Source organism: Variovorax sp. YR266, from assembly GCF_900107295.1.
Classification (GTDB): Bacteria; Pseudomonadota; Gammaproteobacteria; order Burkholderiales; family Burkholderiaceae_C; genus Variovorax.
The window spans coordinates 370,630-386,940 of sequence record NZ_FNPM01000004.1; the positions used below are offsets into that span (position 1 = coordinate 370,630).

Genomic DNA, 16,311 nt, shown 5'->3' on the forward strand with positions numbered 1-16,311 from the left:
ACCGATCAGGTCAGCCGCTGAGCCCGTCAGCAGCCTGGAACATCGCCTGCCGCGCCTGGCTGACGATCTGCCCGCGCCAGGCATCGGTGTCCGTATAGAACGCTTCCAGCATCCGAGCACGGATACCGTCGGCCAGGTCGGCCGGCGCCTGGGGGTGCTTGTGCAGCCAGTGGTCGGCGCGCAGCGCGCCGGTCACTTCGAGGATCGGCAGCGTGCCGTATTCGAGCGCGATGCCGGTGTATTCCGCCTGCGGGCACTCCTCGTACACAGAGTCCCACATCAGCCCGCGCAGCAGCGCCGAAGTCGAGGAGCCGTCGTAGATCGAGGTGACGGGCGCGGCGGGCGTGCCCCACCACGCATTGGCGCGCGCATAGGCGACCTTGTCGTCGCGGCAGGCAAAGATGCGTTCGCCCAGACCGTTCGGGCCCAGCCCCGTATGCAGGTCGATCCAGGCAATGCGCTTCGCGTTGCCCGCGTGCCGCTTGAGCACGCCGCGGATGGTCTTGTTGCTCCAGGTCGGCGCCTTGCCGCCGAAGAACAGGCCATCGTCGAACTGGTATTGCCCGCTGGTCACGGCCGCCTGGTAGGCAGTGGCGCCGTGCTTTGCGATCCACTTGTCCACCGCCGCCTGGTTCTCGGGCGTGGGCGGCCAGGTGGCGGGCAGCAGCAGGTCGTGCAGCTTGGCATACGGCTCGTTGACCGGCACCGGCTTCGAGAAGTCGATGAAGTTGCGGTTCAGGTCGACGTTCTCGTGCGTCACGCGCCGGCCGTAGGAAAAACCGTGCGGGTTGAGCGCATGCACGTACAGCACCGCCACGCCCTGTGCCTTGGCCTTCTCGCGCCATTCGGCATCGTGCAGCGCGAACACCTGCACGCCGCTGCCGCAGTGGCCCTCGGCGCCATGGCAGGCGCTGCTGACGATCAGCAGGTTCTGCGCATTCGCGTCGCCGTCCAGCGCGACGTCCATCGACAGGTCTTCGCCGTCGCGCCCCTTGAGCGGATGCGCATGCGGCTCGACCGTGAGGCCGGCGCTCACGCAGCCTTGCAGGAACTTCTGGCGCGCCTGGGCGTAGCGCGGCGAAAAGGCCTCTGCGATGCCGATCATGTCGCTGCGCCGCCGGGCTTGAGGAACTGCTCGGCGATCTGCACCCAGCAGGTGGCGCCCAGCGGGATGAGGTCGTCGTTGAAGTCGTAGCTGGCGTTGTGCAGCGTGCACGGGCCTTCGCCGTGGTGCACGTCGCGGTGCGTGCCGTCGCCGTTGCCGATGAAGGCATAGGCGCCGGGCTTGGCCTGCAGCATGAAGGCGAAGTCTTCGGAAGTCATGGCGGCCTCCTGCTTCAGCACGTTCTCGGGGCCGACGATGCCGCCCATCACGCGGCGCGCGAAGTCGGCTTCGGCCTCGGTGTTGATGGTGGGCGGGTAGTAGCGCTCGAAGCGGAAGTCGCAGGTGGCGTCGTGCGCCGCGCAGATGTGGTCGGCGATCTGCTTCATCTTCGCCTCGATCAGGTCGAGCACCTCCAGCGAGAAAGTGCGCACCGTGCCCGACAGCTCGCAGTTGTCGGGAATCACGTTGTTGGTTTCGCCGGCATGGATGGTGGTGACCGAGATCACGGCCGAATCGGTCGGCTTCATCTTGCGCGTGAGGATGGTCTGGAAGGCCTGCACGATCTCGCAGGCGATAGGCACCGGGTCGATGCCCGTATGCGGCAGCGCGGCGTGGCCGCCCTTGCCGATCACGTTGACGTGGAACTTGTTGCCCGAGGCCATCACCGGCCCGGGGCTCACGGCGAACTGGCCCGCTTTCATGCCGGGCCAGTTGTGCATGCCGAACACGGCATCCATGGGGAACTGCTCGAACAGCCCTTCCTTGATCATCTCGCGGGCGCCGCCGCCACCCTCTTCCGCGGGCTGGAAGATCAGGTAGACGGTGCCGTCGAAGTTGCGGTTCTTCGCCAGGTGCTGGGCGGCTGCGAGCAACATGGCCGTGTGGCCGTCGTGGCCGCAGGCGTGCATCTTGCCGTGGTGCTTGCTGGCGTGGGCGAAGGTGTTGAGCTCGGTGACGGGTAGCGCGTCCATGTCGGCGCGAAGGCCGACTGCGCGGCTGCTGGAGCCATTCTTGACGATGCCGACCACGCCTGTGGTGCCCAGGCCGCGGTGAATGGGAATGCCCCATTCGGTGAGCTTGCCTGCCACCACGTCGGCGGTGCGGACTTCCTGGAAACAGAGTTCGGGGTGGGCGTGGAGGTCACGTCGGACGGCGGCGATGCCGGCCGCCTGCGTGACGAGCGAGTCGATGAGTTTCATGGCGTGGACGTCTCAAAATGCCAGTCTATCCACTCTGGCGTTTCGAGGCACCACCAAAAATGCGCACCCCGCGTGCGCACTCGGGGTTCAGTGCCCGGCGGTCCAGAAGCCGACGTGCGGCACGGCGGCTTCCTCTTCGAGCAGCGGCCCCACCACCTCCACGCGCCGCTGCCCGCGCGCAAAGACCTCGCGGCAGGGGAGCGAAAAGGTCGGGTTTTCGGGGTGGTCGCCGGTCAGGCCGAGCAGCGCATGCTCTGAAAGCGCGTAGACCACGCGGCCGATGTTCGTCCAGTAGATGGCGCCCGCGCACATGCAGCAGGGCTCGGCGCTTGTGTACAGCGTGCAGCGCGCGAGCTGCTCGGGCGTGAGCAGGCGTGCGGCCTGCGCGGCGGCGGCCAGCTCGGCGTGCTGCGTGGGGTCGCCCTCGGGCGGCATCGAGTTGTTGCCCGCAGTGACGACGACCTCGCCATGCTCGTTCGCCACCAGCGCGGCAAAGGGATGGCGCCCGCGCGCCTTCGACTCATCCGACAGGCGGATGGCCATGCGCAGCAGTTCGAGGTCGCGCGGCGACAGGTCGGTCGTCATGCCTGGACGATGCCTCCGCTCAGCGGCCGATGCTCTTCAGGTAGTCGGCGCGCGCAGCCAGGGCGGTGTCGGTGAAGTCGGTGAACACGCCGTCCACACCGAGCTTGTAGTACACGCCGTATTCGTTCTTGCCGTCCTTGTTGTAGTCGGACGCCAGGCGGCGCGACTCGTTGCGGAAGGTGAATGGGTGCACGAACAGGCCGGCCTTGTGCGCATCGGCAATCAGCGAGGTGGGCGCTGTGGAGGTGGCGTCGGCGTCGTTGATCTTGCCGTCCTTGTTGACGTCCACCGGCTTGCCGTCGGCGCCGATGGTGCCCTTGATGCTCACGATGTAGCGCTTCCATGGGCCGATGCCGTCGGCGTAGGTCTTGATCTCGGCCAGGCCCGCGGGCGTGACCATGGCGTCGAAGTTGCGCTTGTCGCCGGCCTTGGTCCAGTCGTAGGGGCGGTCGCTGGGCACGGCGAAGGTCACGGCGCCGGTCTTCAGGTCGACGCTGTCGCCGTCGATCAGCTGGATGAGCTTGGTGTTCAGGCCCTTGCTCTTCATGTACTTGAGGCTGCCCGGCTCGAAAGACTGCACGTAGATGGGCGCGGTCTTGCTGTTCCAGCCGGCCGCGTTGATGGCGGCGATGACCTTGTCTTCCAGGGGCAGGCCCAGGTCGCGGAAGTAGGTCGGGTTCTTGGTCTCGGGGTAGATGGCGATGGTGCGGCCGGTTTCCTTCGACTTGGCCTTGGCGAAATCGATGATCTCCTGGAACGTGACGATCTTGAACTTGCCGTTGAATTCCTGCGGACGCTCGGCGTCGGTGGAGATGCCGCCCAGCGTCTTGATCTCGGCCAGCGTGAAGTCGTTGCTGAACCAGCCGGTCTGGGTTTCCCCGTCGACCTTGATGGTCTTCTTGCGCGAGGCGAAGCGGGGATGCTTGGCCACGTCGGTGCTGATGGCGAGGTTGGGGTCGTGGCGGGCGATGAGCACGCCGTCCTTGGTGGAGATCAGGTCCATCTCGATCACGTCGGCGCCTAGCTCGATGGCGCGCGCATAGGCTTCGAGCGTTTCTTCCGGCAGGTAGCCGGATGCACCACGGTGGGCGATGACCAGCGGCGGGTTGCCGTCGAGCGTCAGCAGCTTGTTGCTGGAAGGTCCGGTGGTGCTGCAGGCGGCCACGCAGAGGGCGGCGGTGGCGGTCAAGGCGATCTGAAGGGTGCGCATGGTGCTGGTTTCTCCGTCCAAAAGAAGAGGGGCAGCGTACCCGCTTCGCGTGACGGCTACGACATCCACGCACGCGCCGCGCCGACTTCCGGGAGAATGTGTTGCATGCTCCACACGCTTTCCCCCCAAAGCCTGCTGCTGGCCCAGACCCTGGTGCGCATGAACACCGTCAGCGCCAACAGCAACCTCGAACTGATCGACTTCGCGCAGAGCCACCTCGCGGCCCTGGGCGTCAAAAGCCGCATCACCTACAACGCCGAACGCACCAAAGCGAACCTGTTCGCCACGCTGGGCGAAGGCAAGCCAGCCGGCGTGATCGTCTCGGGACACACCGATACGGTGCCCTGGGACGGACAGGACTGGAGCGTCGACCCGCTCTCCGCCGTGGTGCAGAACGAGCGCCTCTACGGGCGCGGCTCGGCCGACATGAAGAGCTTCATCGCCATCGCGCTGGCCAATGCCCATCGCTTCCTGGAGAGCGACTCGCCTTTCGCGGTGCACTTCGCCTTCAGCTACGAGGAAGAGATCGGCTGCTTCGGCGTGAAGGAACTGATCGCCGACATGCGCGACGCCAACATCAAGCCTATCGCCTGCATCGTGGGCGAGCCCACCAGCATGGTGCCCGCCATCGCGCACAAGGGCGTGTACCGCTACAAGTGCTGCGTGCGCGGCAAGGAAGCGCATTCCTCGCTCACGCCGAAGTCGGTCAACGCCATCGAAATGGCGGCCCGAGTGATCGGCAAGGTGCGCGACATGGCGGAAGACTTCGAGCGCAACGAGCCCCGCTACGAGGGCTTCGACGTGCCTTTCAGCACCGCGAGCGTGGGCCAGTTCCACGGCGGCATCGCCGACAACGTGGTGCCGCGCGACGCCGAGTTCCGCTATGAATTCCGCGACCTGCCGACCGCCGACGCCAAGCGCATGCAGGCCGACGTGGTGGCCTACGCGGGCAGCATCGAACCGGCGATGAAGAAGGTCGCGCCCGACGCGGGCTTCAGCTTCGAGACCATCTGCGAGATTCCGAGCTTCCTTGGCGCGGCCGACAACCCGATCACCAAACTGGCGCAGCGCCTGGCGGGCGAAGAACGCACCACGCTGGTGGCCTTCGGCACCGAAGCGGGCCTGTTCAAGAACGCCGGCATCCCCACCGTGGTGTGCGGACCCGGCAGCATCGAGCAGGCGCACCAGCCCGACGAATTCGTGAGCCTCGAGCAACTCGCGCGCTGCGAGCTGTTCATGGAGCGCCTTGCTTCCACGCCCGCCATTGGCTGAACCGGCGGAAAGCAGCGGCGATGCGCTGGGGCGCATGAAGCGTGTCGCGCTCGGCCTGCTGTGCGGCGCGGCGTTGCTCTACGCGGCGGCGAGCGCGCTTCATGCGCAGCACCCGGCCTGGGGCTACGTGGCCGCCTTTGCCGAAGCCGCGATGGTCGGCGCCATTGCCGACTGGTTCGCGGTGGTGGCGCTGTTTCGCCATCCGCTGGGCCTGCCCATCCCGCACACCGCGATCATCCCGAGCAACAAGGACCGCATCGGTGCCAAGCTCGCGGGCTTCATCTGCGACAACTTCCTGAGCACCGAACAGGTGCTCGGCAAGCTGCGGCAGTTCGATGCGGCCGGGCGCATCGCCGACTGGCTGGCACGCCCCGCCAGCGGCGAGAAGCTCGGCGAATGGGGCGTGGCCGCCACGCGCTACGGGCTTTCGGCCTTCGACGACGAACGGGTGCGCGACTTCATGGGGCGTGCCGCCGCAGCCGGCCTCAAGAAAATTGACCTCTCGCGCCTGACCGGCCAGGCGCTCGATGCGCTCACCGCCGGCGGGCGCCACCAGGCCCTGCTCGACGACGTGCTGCAGCAGGTGGCCGGCCTGCTCGAAGGCGACGAGGTGCAGGCGCACATCACCGAGGCCATTGCGCGCGAGATCAAGACGCTGCGCTACGTGGGCCTCGACCAGGTGGCGGCCAAGCTGGCCACGCGCAAGATCGTCGCGGCCGTGGCGCGCACCATCGGCGAGCTCGCGGCCGAGCCCGACCATCCGATGCGCAAGCGCTTCGATCACTTCGTCGACGACTTCGTGGTGCGCCTGAAGCTCGACCCCGAGTTCCAGCAGCGCGGCGAGCAGATCCGCGCCGAGCTCATCGCGCACCCCGCCCTCGGCGACTACCTGCACGGGCTGTGGGGCGAGCTGCTGGCGTGGCTGCACGACGACCTGGGCCGCGACGACTCGGCCATCCGCCAGCGCATCGCCTCGATGGCTGGCGCGCTGGGCACGCGGCTGCAGGGCGACGAAGCCATCCGCCGCTGGATCAACGAGCAGATCGAGGCCGCCGCGCCGCTGGCCATCGAGCGCTACCGCGAAGACATCCGCCGCTACATCGAGGAACGCGTCGGCGAGTGGAACGCGCAAGAGATGACGCTCGAACTGGAACGCCACATCGGGCGCGACCTGCAGTTCATCCGCATCAACGGCACGCTGGTGGGCGGGCTGGTGGGGTTGCTGATCCACACGGTCACTCAGCTGCTGCGCGGCTGAACGGGCTCGGGTAATCCACAGCGGACGAAAGTCCGCATAGTGTCTCCGGAGAGACTTTGCGGCCCCTTTCGCCTCCTAGACTGCTTCGCGCATCAACAAGAGGAGAAAACGCTATGCCCTGTCGAAGCAGCCTTCGCGCGGTCGCACTGACCGCCACCCTCGCCCTGATCGGCGCCTGCAGCACGGTCGCGCCGCCATCGCCTGCCACGCGGCCCGCATCGTGGGGTGCTCCTGAGGCGCTGGTCGCCCCTTCATCCTTCTCGGGGGTGCACGGGCTGGCCATCGACGCGAAGGGCCGGCTGCTCGCGGGTTCGGTCGTCGGCAACACGCTGTGGGAGGTCGACCGCAACACCGGCGTGGCCAAGGTGCTCATCGATGCGCCCGAGGGCCAGGCCGACGACATCGCCGTGGGTCCGAAGGGCGAACTGGCCTGGACCAACTACCTCATGGGCATGCTGCGCTACCGCGAGAGCGACACCGCCCCGCTGCGTGTGCTGGCCAAGGACCTGCCGGGCCTCAACTCGCTCGACTTCGACCGCCGCAACGGCAAGCTCTACGCCTCGCAGGTGTTCCTGGGCGACGCGCTGTGGGAGATCGACCGAGAAGGCCAGAAGCCGCCGCGGCTCATCAAGAAGGACATGGGCGGCTTCAACGGCTTCGAGGCCGGCCCCGACGGCATGCTCTACGGGCCGCTGTGGTTCAAGGGACAGGTCGTGAAGATCGACCCGGCGAACGGCAACATGACCGTGATCGCCGATGGCTTCAAGATCCCGGCCGCCGCCAACCTCGACGGCAAGGGCAACCTCTGGGTGGTCGATGCGCGCAGCGGCGAGCTGGTGAAAGTAGACCTCGCCACCGGGCGCAAGACGGTCGCAAAGCAGCTGCGGGCCTCGCTCGACAACCTGGTCATCGCGCCGGACGGCACGATCTATGTGTCGAACATGGCCAACAACGAGGTGCAGGCCTTCAACCCCGCCACCGGCGAACTTCGCACGCTCACCAGCGGCAAGGTGGCGGTGCCGGCCGGCATGAAGATCGACGGCGACGACCTGTGGGTGGCCGACGTCTTCGGCTTCCGCCAGGTCGACGTGCGCACGGGCGAGGTGCGCGACGTGTTCCGCATGCAGCGCGAGCCGGAACTCGACTACCCCTTCGCAGTTGGACTGTCGCCAAAACTCTTTGCGCTGAGCTCGTGGTTCACGGGCACGGTGCAGCTGGTCGACCGGCAGACGCTGAAGACCGTAGAAACCATCCACGGCCTGAAGGCACCGTTCGACGCCATTCCCATGCCCGACGGCAGCGTGATCTACGCCGAAATAGCTACCGGCAGCATCACCCGCGCCAGCGGGCCGAAGTTCACTGAAAAGTCAGTGCTTGCTAGCGGCCTGAACGGCCCGGTGCAGATGATCGTCGGCCAGGACGGCGCGCTCTACGTGACCGAGGCGGCCGGCAAGCTGCTGCGCATTCCGCTGGACGCCAGCGCGCCGTTGCGCACCGTGGCTGACGGGCTGGCGCTGCCCGAAGGCGTGGCGCAAACGCCGTGGGGCAGCTTCATCGTGGCCGAGAGCGCGGCGCGGCGGCTGGTGGAAATCGCCCCCGACGGCACGCGCCGCACGGTCGCCGAGAACCTGCCGATCGGCCTCGCGCCCGGCCCCGGGCTGCCTCCGCCCTACGTGGTCACGGGCGTCGCCGTGGGACGCGACGGCACGATCTACATGTCGGCCGATCGCAACAATTCGATATATCGAATTCGCCCCGTAAGGTAGAGTAACAATAAGTGTAAATTGGAGTTTACTTTTAAAAACAAATATTACAGACTGCGCGGGACGTCTTGTGGCGTCCCGATTGCATCCGGTAGTCGGGAGGTCTGCGAGGCGCTCTTTTCCTGAACTTGAAAGGACATCGCATGACTCCGCTCGTCGTAGGCCAACTCCTGTCGCCCGAGTACTCCCTGGGCATGGTGGCGCTCTCCTTCCTGATCTCATTCGCGGGCTCGCTGGTGGCCCTCATCTGCGCCGGCCGCATGGTCGGCGCCGACGGCAAGCCCAACCTCGCCGTCGTGGCCTGCGCCGCGGTGGCGCTGGGCGGCATCGGCATCTGGTCGATGCACTTCATCGGTATGCTGGCGTACCGCCTGCCGGTGGCCATCTCGTACAACATGCCGCTCACGGTGGTGTCGCTGGTGGCGGCCATCCTGATCTCCGGCATTGCGCTGTACATGGCCGGTGGACGGCGCAAGTTCAGCAAATCGGGCTGGCTCGCCGGCAGCCTGCTGGCCGGCATCGGCGTCTGCGTGATGCACTACATGGGCATGTTCGCGATGAGCATGCGCGCTTCGATGAACTTCGACCTGGCCGTGGTCGGGCTGTCGGTGCTCATCGCCGTCACCGCCGCCGCGGCGGCCCTGTGGCTGGCGTTCAACCTGCGCAAGTTCTCGCACAAGGTCGCGGCCGCTGCCGTGATGGGGGTAGCGGTCTGCACCATGCACTACGTGGGCATGAGCGCGGCCAGCATGGTCTGCATCGCAGCCGCGCCCGCCGACGCGCTGGCCATCGGCGGCAGCTACATGGGTCTCACGGTGTTCGGCACGGCCGGCGCGGTGCTGATTTTCATCTACTGGGTGGTCACGGGCAGCAGCCTCGATGCCCCCGTTGCCGCGCCACGCGCGCGCGCCAGCTGATGACCGGCTGACGACCAGCTAGTAGGCGCAAGCGGGCGCGGCGCCCGCCCCCTAGAGTCTGTGCAGAGCGAAAACAAGCGACCTGCACAGACTCTTCCCATGCCCGTCATCGAATCCCGGCTGCAAGCGGCCAGCGACACCTTCCAGGCCAACCGCACCGGCATGCTCGCGCTGCTCGACCAGGTGCGCGCGCACGAGGCCCGCGCCGTCGCGGCCTCCGGTGCCTCGGCAGAGCGTTTTGCCAAGCGCGGGCAGCTGCTGCCGCGCGAGCGCATCGCGCTGCTGCTCGACACCGGCGCGCCTTTTCTGCCGCTGGCCTCGCTCGCGGGGCTGGGGCAGGACAACCCCGACCTGGCCAAGAGCGTGCCCGGCGGGGGGTTGATCTCCGGCATCGGCCAGGTGTCGGGCGTGCGCTGCATGGTCAGCGCCTCCGACTCGGGCATCGACGCCGGCGCGCTGCAGCCCATGGGCCTCGACAAGCAGCTGCGCGTGCAGGAGATCGCGCTCGAAAACAAGCTGCCCTACGTGCAGCTGGTGGAAAGCGCCGGCGCCAACCTCATGCACTACCGCGTGCAGGACTTCGTGCGCGGCGGCAACATCTTCCGCAACCTCGCGCGGCTGTCGGCCGCGGGGCTTCCGGTGGTGACGGTGACGCACGGCTCCTCGACCGCGGGCGGCGCCTACCAGACGGGCCTGTCCGACTACATCGTGATGGTGCGCGACCGCACACGGGCCTTTCTCGCGGGGCCGCCGCTGCTGAAGGCCGCCACCGGCGAGATCGCCACCGAAGAAGAACTGGGCGGCGCGGTGATGCACACGCACATCTCGGGCCTCGGCGACTACCTGGCCGAAGACGACCGCGACGCCATCCGCATCGCGCGCTCGATCCTCGGCGGCATCGACTGGGCGCGCAACGAAGCGCCGCGCCAGTTCATGCCGCCGCGCTACGACGCCGAAGACCTGCTCGGCATCATGCCCAGCGACGGACGGCGGCCGGTCGACATGCGCGAAGTCGTCGCGCGCATCGCCGACGGCTCCGAGTTCCTGGAGTTCAGCGAGCACTACGGCAGCGCCACCGTCTGCGGCCACATCCGGCTCGAAGGCCACGCCGTGGGCATCGTCACCAACAACGGCCCTATCGATTCCGACGGCGCGACCAAGGCCACGCACTTCATCCAGGCCTGCTGCCAGACGCGCACGCCCATCGTCTACCTGCAGAACATCACGGGCTACATGGTGGGCCGGGCGCACGAGGAGGCCGGCATCATCAAGCACGGAGCGAAGATGATCCAGGCCGTGACCAACGCCAGCGTGCCGCAGATCACGCTGCACTGCGGCGCCTCTTATGGCGCGGGCAACTACGGCATGTGCGGGCGGGGCTTCGCGCCTCGCTTCTGCTTCTCGTGGCCCAACGCGCGCACAGCCGTCATGGGCGGCGAGCAGGCGGCGAAGACCATGGCCATCGTCATGGAGGCGGGCATGGCACGCAAGGGTGCGGTCGACCACGCGAAGATCGATGCGATGCAGCACCAGATCGTCGAGCGCTTCGATCGGCAGATGAGCGTGTTCACCACCAGCGCGCTGCTGCTCGACGACGGCGTGATCGACCCGCGCGACACGCGTGCGGTGCTGGCGGAAGTTCTTTCCGTGTGCCGCGATGCCGATGCGCGCGTGCCGCAACCCATGCAGTTTTCGGTGGCGCGGCCATGAGCAGTGCATTCCACAAGATCCTGATCGCGAACCGCGGCGAGATCGCGGTGCGCGTGATGCGCACGGCGCGCGCAATGGGCTACCGCACGGTGGCCGTGTATTCGAGCGCCGACGCGGATGCCGAACATGTGCGGCAGGCCGACCAGGCCGTGTGGATAGGCGAATCTCTGCCCGCGCAGAGCTACCTGAACATCGCCGCAATCATCGAGGCCGCGCGCACCAGCGGTGCGGATGCAGTGCATCCGGGCTATGGCTTTCTCGCGGAAAACGCAGCGTTCGCACAGGCCTGCCGAGACGCGGGGCTGGTCTTCATCGGACCGTCGCCGGAAGCCATTCGCGCGATGGGCGACAAGGCCGGCGCCAAGCGGTTGATGCAGGCGGCGGGCGTGCCGTGCATTCCGGGCTACCAGGGCGAAGACCAGGGCACGGAGAAACTGGCGGCCGAGGCGGCGCGCATAGGCTGGCCCGTGATGATCAAAGCGACTGCGGGCGGCGGCGGGCGCGGCATGCGGCTCGTGACATCGGCCGACGACTTCACCGGACAACTGCATAGCGCGCAGTCCGAAGCGCTCAACGCGTTCGGCGATGCCACCGTGATCCTGGAGCGCGCCATCGTCGCGCCGCGCCACGTCGAGGTCCAGGTATTCGCCGACCGGCACGGCAACGCCATCCACCTTGGCGAGCGCGACTGTTCGGTGCAGCGGCGGCACCAGAAGGTCGTCGAGGAAGCGCCCTCGCCGGCGGTGTCCGACGCACTGCGCGAACGCATGGGCACAACCGCCGTCGCCGCGGCGAAAGCCATCGCCTACGAAGGCGCGGGCACGCTCGAATTCCTGCTCGACGCCGAAGGCCAGTACTGGTTCATGGAAATGAACACGCGTCTGCAGGTGGAGCACCCGGTGACCGAAGCGGTGACGGGTCTCGACCTCGTCGAGCTGCAACTGCGCGTCGCGGCCGGCGAGCCCTTGCCGCTCGCGCAGCAGGACGTGCGCATCACCGGCCACGCGATCGAAGTACGCCTGTGCGCCGAAGATCCGCAGCAGGGCTTCATGCCGCAGAGCGGCACGCTCGCGGCGTGGCGGCCCTCTGCCGCGTTGCGCACCGAACACGCCTTGCGTGACGGCGCCGCCGTGCCGCCCTTCTACGACTCGATGATCGCCAAGCTCGTGGCGCATGGCCGCACGCGAGAAGAAGCCCGGCACCGGCTGATCGCGGGCCTGCAGGACACGGTGACGCTCGGCATCTCGACCAACCAGCAGTTGCTGCAGCGTGTGTTGTCGCATGACGTATTCGCAAGCGGTGCGGCTACGACCGCCTTCATCGGCGATCACCTCGACGCCCTGCTCGCCGCCGACGCGGCGAACGACACCCGCGCCGCATTGCTCGCCGCTCTGCTGCTCCAGTTGGGCGAGCGCGGCTGGCCCTCGCCGCTCGCGCACACGCTGCCCAACGCCCTGCGCTTCGCGCTCGACGGCACGGTGCACGCGGCCCGCGTGACGCCATGCGGCGCCGGTCGGTTCGACATTGCACTGGGCGACAAAGCACCTGTGCAACTCGCCTTGCTCGCTCTACCCGGCAACGGCAGCCTCCGCTTCTCGTGCGGTGGTCTGTCCGAACAAGCCTTCGTCGTGCGGCAGCCCGACCGCGTGGATTTCCACTTTCGCGGCCAGTCGTTCCAGCTGGAGAACCTCACGCACGTAGCGGTGCCCCGCACCGACGGCACCGCCGGCGACGGCCTGCTGCGCGCATCCATGAACGGCCGCGTGATCGCCCTGCTGGTGGCCGAAGGCGATGCGGTCGCCGCTGGCCAGCCACTCGTCACGCTCGAAGCGATGAAGATGGAGCACGTGCACTGCGCGCCGCGTTCCGGCCGTGTCGCACTGCATGTCGCGGTGGGCGCGCAGGTGGCCGCGCGGCATGTAGTCGCGCAGGTCGCCGACGCGTGACGCTCTTCAAGACAAGTTTCCGAAAGTCTTTTGCATGAACGCCCCCTCCTCCCGCTACCGCTCAGTCTTCGCACCCGGCCTGTTCGGCGGACAGGTCATCGTCGTCACCGGCGGCGGCTCCGGCATTGGCCGCTGCACAGCGCACGAACTCGCGGCGCTCGGCGCACAGGTGGTGCTGGTCGGCCGCAAGCCCGAGAAGCTCGACAAGGTGCGCGCCGAGATCGAAGCCAGCGGCGGCAAGGCCAGCACGCAGGCCTTCGACATCCGCCAGGAAGAAGCGGTGCGCGCAGCCATCGCCGCCATCGTCGCAGCGCACGGCCGCATCGACGGCCTCGTCAACAACGCTGGCGGCCAATACATCACGCCGCTCGCCGCCATCTCGGCCAAGGGCTGGGAGGCGGTGATCCACACCAACCTCACGGGCGGCTTCCTGGTCGCGCGCGAGTGCTATGTGCAAAGCATGCAGGCCAACGGCGGCGCCATCGTCAATATCGTGGCCGACATCTGGGGCTCCATGCCCAATATGGGCCACAGCGGCGCGGCGCGCGCCGGCATGGTGAGCTTCACCGAAACGGCGGCCGCCGAATGGGCCGTGAGCGGCGTGCGCGTGAACGCGGTGGCACCGGGCTACATCGCATCGAGCGGCATGGACCACTACCCGCCCGAAGCCGGCGACATGCTGCGCGCCATGCGCAACACCGTGCCCGCGGGCCGCTTCGGCAACGAGGCCGAAACCTCCGCCGCCATTGCCTTCCTGCTGAGCCCCGCGGCCAGCTTCATCAGCGGCAGCGTGCTGCGCGTGGACGGCGCACGGCCGCAGGTGCGCATGGGCTGGCCGATGGAGATTCCCGATGCGCAGACGCAGCAGCGCGCGGCGGTGCGGCCTTTCGATGGCTTCCATCTCGCGCAGACGCCGCGCGTGTTCCAGGACAAGTAAAGAACGAACGACCGGAGACAAGACACCATGCAGTACACCCACGAACACCTCGAGATCCAGAAGACGCTGCGGCGCTTCATCGACGACGAGATCAACCCGCATGTGGACGAATGGGAGGCGGCCGAGATCTTCCCTGCGCACGAGGTGTTCAAGAAGCTCGGCAATCTCGGCATGCTGGGCCTGAACAAGCCCGAGGCCTTCGGCGGCGCCGGGCTCGACTATTCGTACGCGATGGCGATGGCCGAGGCGCTGGGCCACATCAGCTGCGGCGGCGTGCCGATGGCGATTGGCGTGCAGACCGACATGTGCACGCCGGCGCTCGCGCGCTTCGGCAGCGACGAACTGCGCCGCGAGTTCCTGGCCCCCGCGATCGCCGGCGACATGGTCGGCTGCATCGGCGTGAGCGAGCCCGGCGCGGGCAGCGACGTGGCGGGCCTGAAGAGCCATGCGCGCAAGGACGGCGACGACTACCTCATCAGCGGCCAGAAGATGTGGATCACCAACAGCCTGCAGGCCGACTGGATGTGCATGCTGGTCAACACCAGCGACGGCCCCGTGCACCGCAACAAGTCGCTCGTGATGGTGCCGATGGACAGCCCCGGCATCGAGAAGGCGAAGAAGATCCGCAAGATCGGCATGAATTCGAGCGACACCGGGCTCATCTACTTCGACAACGTGCGCGTGCCGCAGCGCTACCGCGTCGGCGAGGAAGGCCAGGGCTTCGTCTACCAGATGCAGCAGTTCCAGGAAGAGCGCCTGTGGGCCGCTGCAAGCTCGCTCGAACCGATGGAAGACTGCATCGCGCAGACCATCGAATGGGCGCAGCAGCGGCAGATGTTCGGCGCCACGCTGGCCGACCAGCAGTGGGTGCAGTTCAAGCTGGCCGAGCTGAAGACCGAGGTGGAGGCGCTGCGCGCGCTCACGTATCGCGCCTGCGACCTGCATGTGCAGGGCGAAGACGTGCTCGAACTCGCATCGATGGCCAAGCTCAAGACCGGTCGCCTCACGCGGCAGGTGTCCGATACCTGCCTGCAGTTCTGGGGCGGCATGGGCTTCACGCTGGAAAACCGCGTGTCGCGGCTGTACCGCGACGGCCGGCTGGGCTCCATCGGCGGCGGCGCCGACGAGGTGATGCTCGGCATCCTTGCGAAGACCATGGGCATCGCCAAGCGGCCGCCGCGCGGTTGAACACGGCATGGACGCCGAACTGCAAGCCGACCGAGTCGCGCTCGCCGATACGGTGCGGCGCTTTGCCGAAAGCGAGATCGCGCCGCATGTGCAGGCGTGGGACGACGCGGGTGAGTTTCCGCGCGCGCTCTACGCGCGTGCCGCCGAACTTGGCCTGCTGGGCCTGGGCTATCCGGAAGAACTCGGCGGCACGCCCGCCTCGTATTCGCTCAAGCTGCCTGCATGGGTCGCGCTCGCGCGCCATGGCAAGAGCGGCGGCGTGCTTGCGAGCCTGTTCTCGCACAACATCGGCCTGCCGCCCGTGGTGCTGCATGCAAGCGACGCGGTGCGCCAAGAGGTCGTGCCGCCGGTGCTGCGCGGCGAGAAGATCGCAGCGCTTGCCATCACCGAGCCCGGTGGCGGCTCCGACGTGGCCGCGCTGCGCACTACTGCAAGGCGAGAAACAGACGGCGACGGCGACCACTACGTAGTCAACGGCGAGAAGACCTTCATCACCTCGGGCATGCGCGCCGACTGGATCACCGTGGCCGTGCGCACTGGCGAAGGGCGCGGCGCGGGCGGCATCTCGATGCTGCTGGTGCCGGGCGACACGCCGGGTCTTTCGCGCACGCGCCTGTCGAAGATGGGCTGGCTGTGCTCCGACACCGCGACGCTGCACTTCGACAACGTGCGCGTGCCTGCGCGCTACCTTCTCGGGAACGAGGGCGAAGGCTTCCGCATGGTCATGGGCAACTTCAACGGCGAACGCATCGGCATCGCGGCGGGCACGCTGGGTTTCTCGCAAGCCTGCCTCGACGAGGCGCTGGCCTGGGCGCGCGAGCGCAAGACCTTCGGCGCTGCGCTCATCCAACACCAGGCGGTGCGCCACAAGCTGGTCGACATGCAGATGCGCATCGCCTCCACCGAGGCCTGGATCGAGGCGGTGTCGGCCGAGGGCGACACGCTCGAAGCAGCCGGGCGCTTCAACGCACCCGAATGGGTCGCGCAGATCTGCATGCTCAAGAACCACGCGACGCAGACCATGCAGTTCTGCGCCGACCAGGCGGTGCAGATCCTCGGCGGCATGGGCTTCATGCGCGGCACGGTGAGCGAGCGCATCTACCGCGAGGTGAAGGTGATGATGATCGGCGGCGGGGCCGAAGAGATCATGAAAGAACTGGCAGCGAAGCAGATGGGCTGGTAGTCACCTTTCTTTGGGCCGGGGCGGAACGCCGCCAAGCG

The 16,311-nt window shown here is 67.7% G+C and carries 13 protein-coding genes; 9 read left to right on the top strand and 4 right to left on the bottom strand.

Annotated features, from left to right (window positions below; translation table 11 throughout):
• Positions 1-10 precede the first annotated feature (10 nt).
• From BLW48_RS13595 to BLW48_RS13610, 4 genes are all read right to left on the bottom strand, one after another.
• A complete protein-coding gene (locus BLW48_RS13595) occupies positions 11-1,105 on the bottom strand; it encodes a M14 family metallopeptidase (RefSeq protein WP_093175426.1) in 1,095 nt (364 codons plus the stop codon).
• Entirely contained in the window at positions 1,102-2,304 is a 1,203-nt protein-coding gene (locus BLW48_RS13600) for a M20 aminoacylase family protein (protein ID WP_093053693.1), read from the bottom strand. The genes BLW48_RS13595 and BLW48_RS13600 overlap by 4 nt, the downstream gene beginning before the upstream one ends.
• Before the next feature lie 87 nt (positions 2,305-2,391).
• Positions 2,392-2,889 (bottom strand): nucleoside deaminase, encoded by a 498-nt coding sequence (locus BLW48_RS13605; RefSeq protein WP_093175428.1) that lies wholly within the window; start codon positions 2,887-2,889, stop codon positions 2,392-2,394.
• Between the two features lie 19 nt (positions 2,890-2,908).
• Positions 2,909-4,099, bottom strand: coding sequence for a glycerophosphodiester phosphodiesterase (locus BLW48_RS13610; RefSeq protein ID WP_093175430.1), 1,191 nt, complete (start codon positions 4,097-4,099; stop codon positions 2,909-2,911).
• 105 nt (positions 4,100-4,204) lie between these two features.
• Here BLW48_RS13610 and argE point away from each other — a divergent pair, with 105 nt between their 5' ends.
• From argE to BLW48_RS13655, 9 genes are all read left to right on the top strand, one after another.
• The gene (gene argE, locus BLW48_RS13615; protein WP_093053687.1) at positions 4,205-5,371 is read left to right on the top strand and encodes an acetylornithine deacetylase; all 1,167 of its coding nucleotides are present in this window, start codon (positions 4,205-4,207) and stop codon (positions 5,369-5,371) included.
• The gene (locus tag BLW48_RS13620) at positions 5,364-6,629 is read left to right on the top strand and encodes a DUF445 domain-containing protein (protein ID WP_256330772.1); all 1,266 of its coding nucleotides are present in this window, start codon (positions 5,364-5,366) and stop codon (positions 6,627-6,629) included. Before argE ends, BLW48_RS13620 begins: the two co-directional genes overlap by 8 nt.
• 113 nt (positions 6,630-6,742) lie before the next feature.
• Positions 6,743-8,395, top strand: coding sequence for an outer membrane protein assembly factor BamB family protein (locus BLW48_RS13625; RefSeq protein WP_093175433.1), 1,653 nt, complete (start codon positions 6,743-6,745; stop codon positions 8,393-8,395).
• Positions 8,396-8,535: 140 nt separating this feature from the next.
• Positions 8,536-9,309 carry an MHYT domain-containing protein gene (locus tag BLW48_RS13630; protein WP_093053681.1) on the top strand — a complete coding sequence of 258 codons (774 nt, stop codon included), beginning with the start codon at positions 8,536-8,538 and terminating at the stop codon, positions 9,307-9,309.
• A gap of 99 nt (positions 9,310-9,408) precedes the next feature.
• A complete protein-coding gene (locus tag BLW48_RS13635; RefSeq protein WP_093175436.1) occupies positions 9,409-11,019 on the top strand; it encodes an acyl-CoA carboxylase subunit beta in 1,611 nt (536 codons plus the stop codon).
• On the top strand, positions 11,016-12,965 hold the full coding sequence (locus BLW48_RS13640; RefSeq protein ID WP_093175438.1) for an acetyl/propionyl/methylcrotonyl-CoA carboxylase subunit alpha: 1,950 nt from the start codon (positions 11,016-11,018) through the stop codon (positions 12,963-12,965). Before BLW48_RS13635 ends, BLW48_RS13640 begins: the two co-directional genes overlap by 4 nt.
• A gap of 34 nt (positions 12,966-12,999) precedes the next feature.
• A complete protein-coding gene (locus BLW48_RS13645; RefSeq protein ID WP_093175441.1) occupies positions 13,000-13,902 on the top strand; it encodes an SDR family oxidoreductase in 903 nt (300 codons plus the stop codon).
• Between the two features lie 27 nt (positions 13,903-13,929).
• Positions 13,930-15,090 carry an acyl-CoA dehydrogenase family protein gene (locus tag BLW48_RS13650; protein ID WP_093175443.1) on the top strand — a complete coding sequence of 387 codons (1,161 nt, stop codon included), beginning with the start codon at positions 13,930-13,932 and terminating at the stop codon, positions 15,088-15,090.
• A 7-nt stretch (positions 15,091-15,097) separates the two neighbouring features.
• Positions 15,098-16,273, top strand: coding sequence for an acyl-CoA dehydrogenase family protein (locus BLW48_RS13655; protein WP_093175446.1), 1,176 nt, complete (start codon positions 15,098-15,100; stop codon positions 16,271-16,273).
• The last annotated feature ends 38 nt before the right edge of the window (positions 16,274-16,311 follow it).

Excerpts from the sequence above, each read along its gene's own strand:
- BLW48_RS13640 (WP_093175438.1), top strand. The coding sequence starts at position 11,016 with ATGAGCAGTGCATTCCACAAGATCCTGATCGCGAACCGCGGCGAGATC.
- BLW48_RS13595 (WP_093175426.1), bottom strand. The coding sequence starts at position 1,105 with ATGATCGGCATCGCAGAGGCCTTTTCGCCGCGCTACGCCCAGGCGCGC.
- BLW48_RS13610 (WP_093175430.1), bottom strand. The coding sequence starts at position 4,099 with ATGCGCACCCTTCAGATCGCCTTGACCGCCACCGCCGCCCTCTGCGTG.
- BLW48_RS13605 (WP_093175428.1), bottom strand. The coding sequence starts at position 2,889 with ATGACGACCGACCTGTCGCCGCGCGACCTCGAACTGCTGCGCATGGCC.
- BLW48_RS13630 (WP_093053681.1), top strand. The coding sequence starts at position 8,536 with ATGACTCCGCTCGTCGTAGGCCAACTCCTGTCGCCCGAGTACTCCCTG.
- argE (WP_093053687.1), top strand. The coding sequence starts at position 4,205 with ATGCTCCACACGCTTTCCCCCCAAAGCCTGCTGCTGGCCCAGACCCTG.
- BLW48_RS13635 (WP_093175436.1), top strand. The coding sequence starts at position 9,409 with ATGCCCGTCATCGAATCCCGGCTGCAAGCGGCCAGCGACACCTTCCAG.
- BLW48_RS13650 (WP_093175443.1), top strand. The coding sequence starts at position 13,930 with ATGCAGTACACCCACGAACACCTCGAGATCCAGAAGACGCTGCGGCGC.
- BLW48_RS13625 (WP_093175433.1), top strand. The coding sequence starts at position 6,743 with ATGCCCTGTCGAAGCAGCCTTCGCGCGGTCGCACTGACCGCCACCCTC.
- BLW48_RS13600 (WP_093053693.1), bottom strand. The coding sequence starts at position 2,304 with ATGAAACTCATCGACTCGCTCGTCACGCAGGCGGCCGGCATCGCCGCC.
- BLW48_RS13655 (WP_093175446.1), top strand. The coding sequence starts at position 15,098 with ATGGACGCCGAACTGCAAGCCGACCGAGTCGCGCTCGCCGATACGGTG.
- BLW48_RS13645 (WP_093175441.1), top strand. The coding sequence starts at position 13,000 with ATGAACGCCCCCTCCTCCCGCTACCGCTCAGTCTTCGCACCCGGCCTG.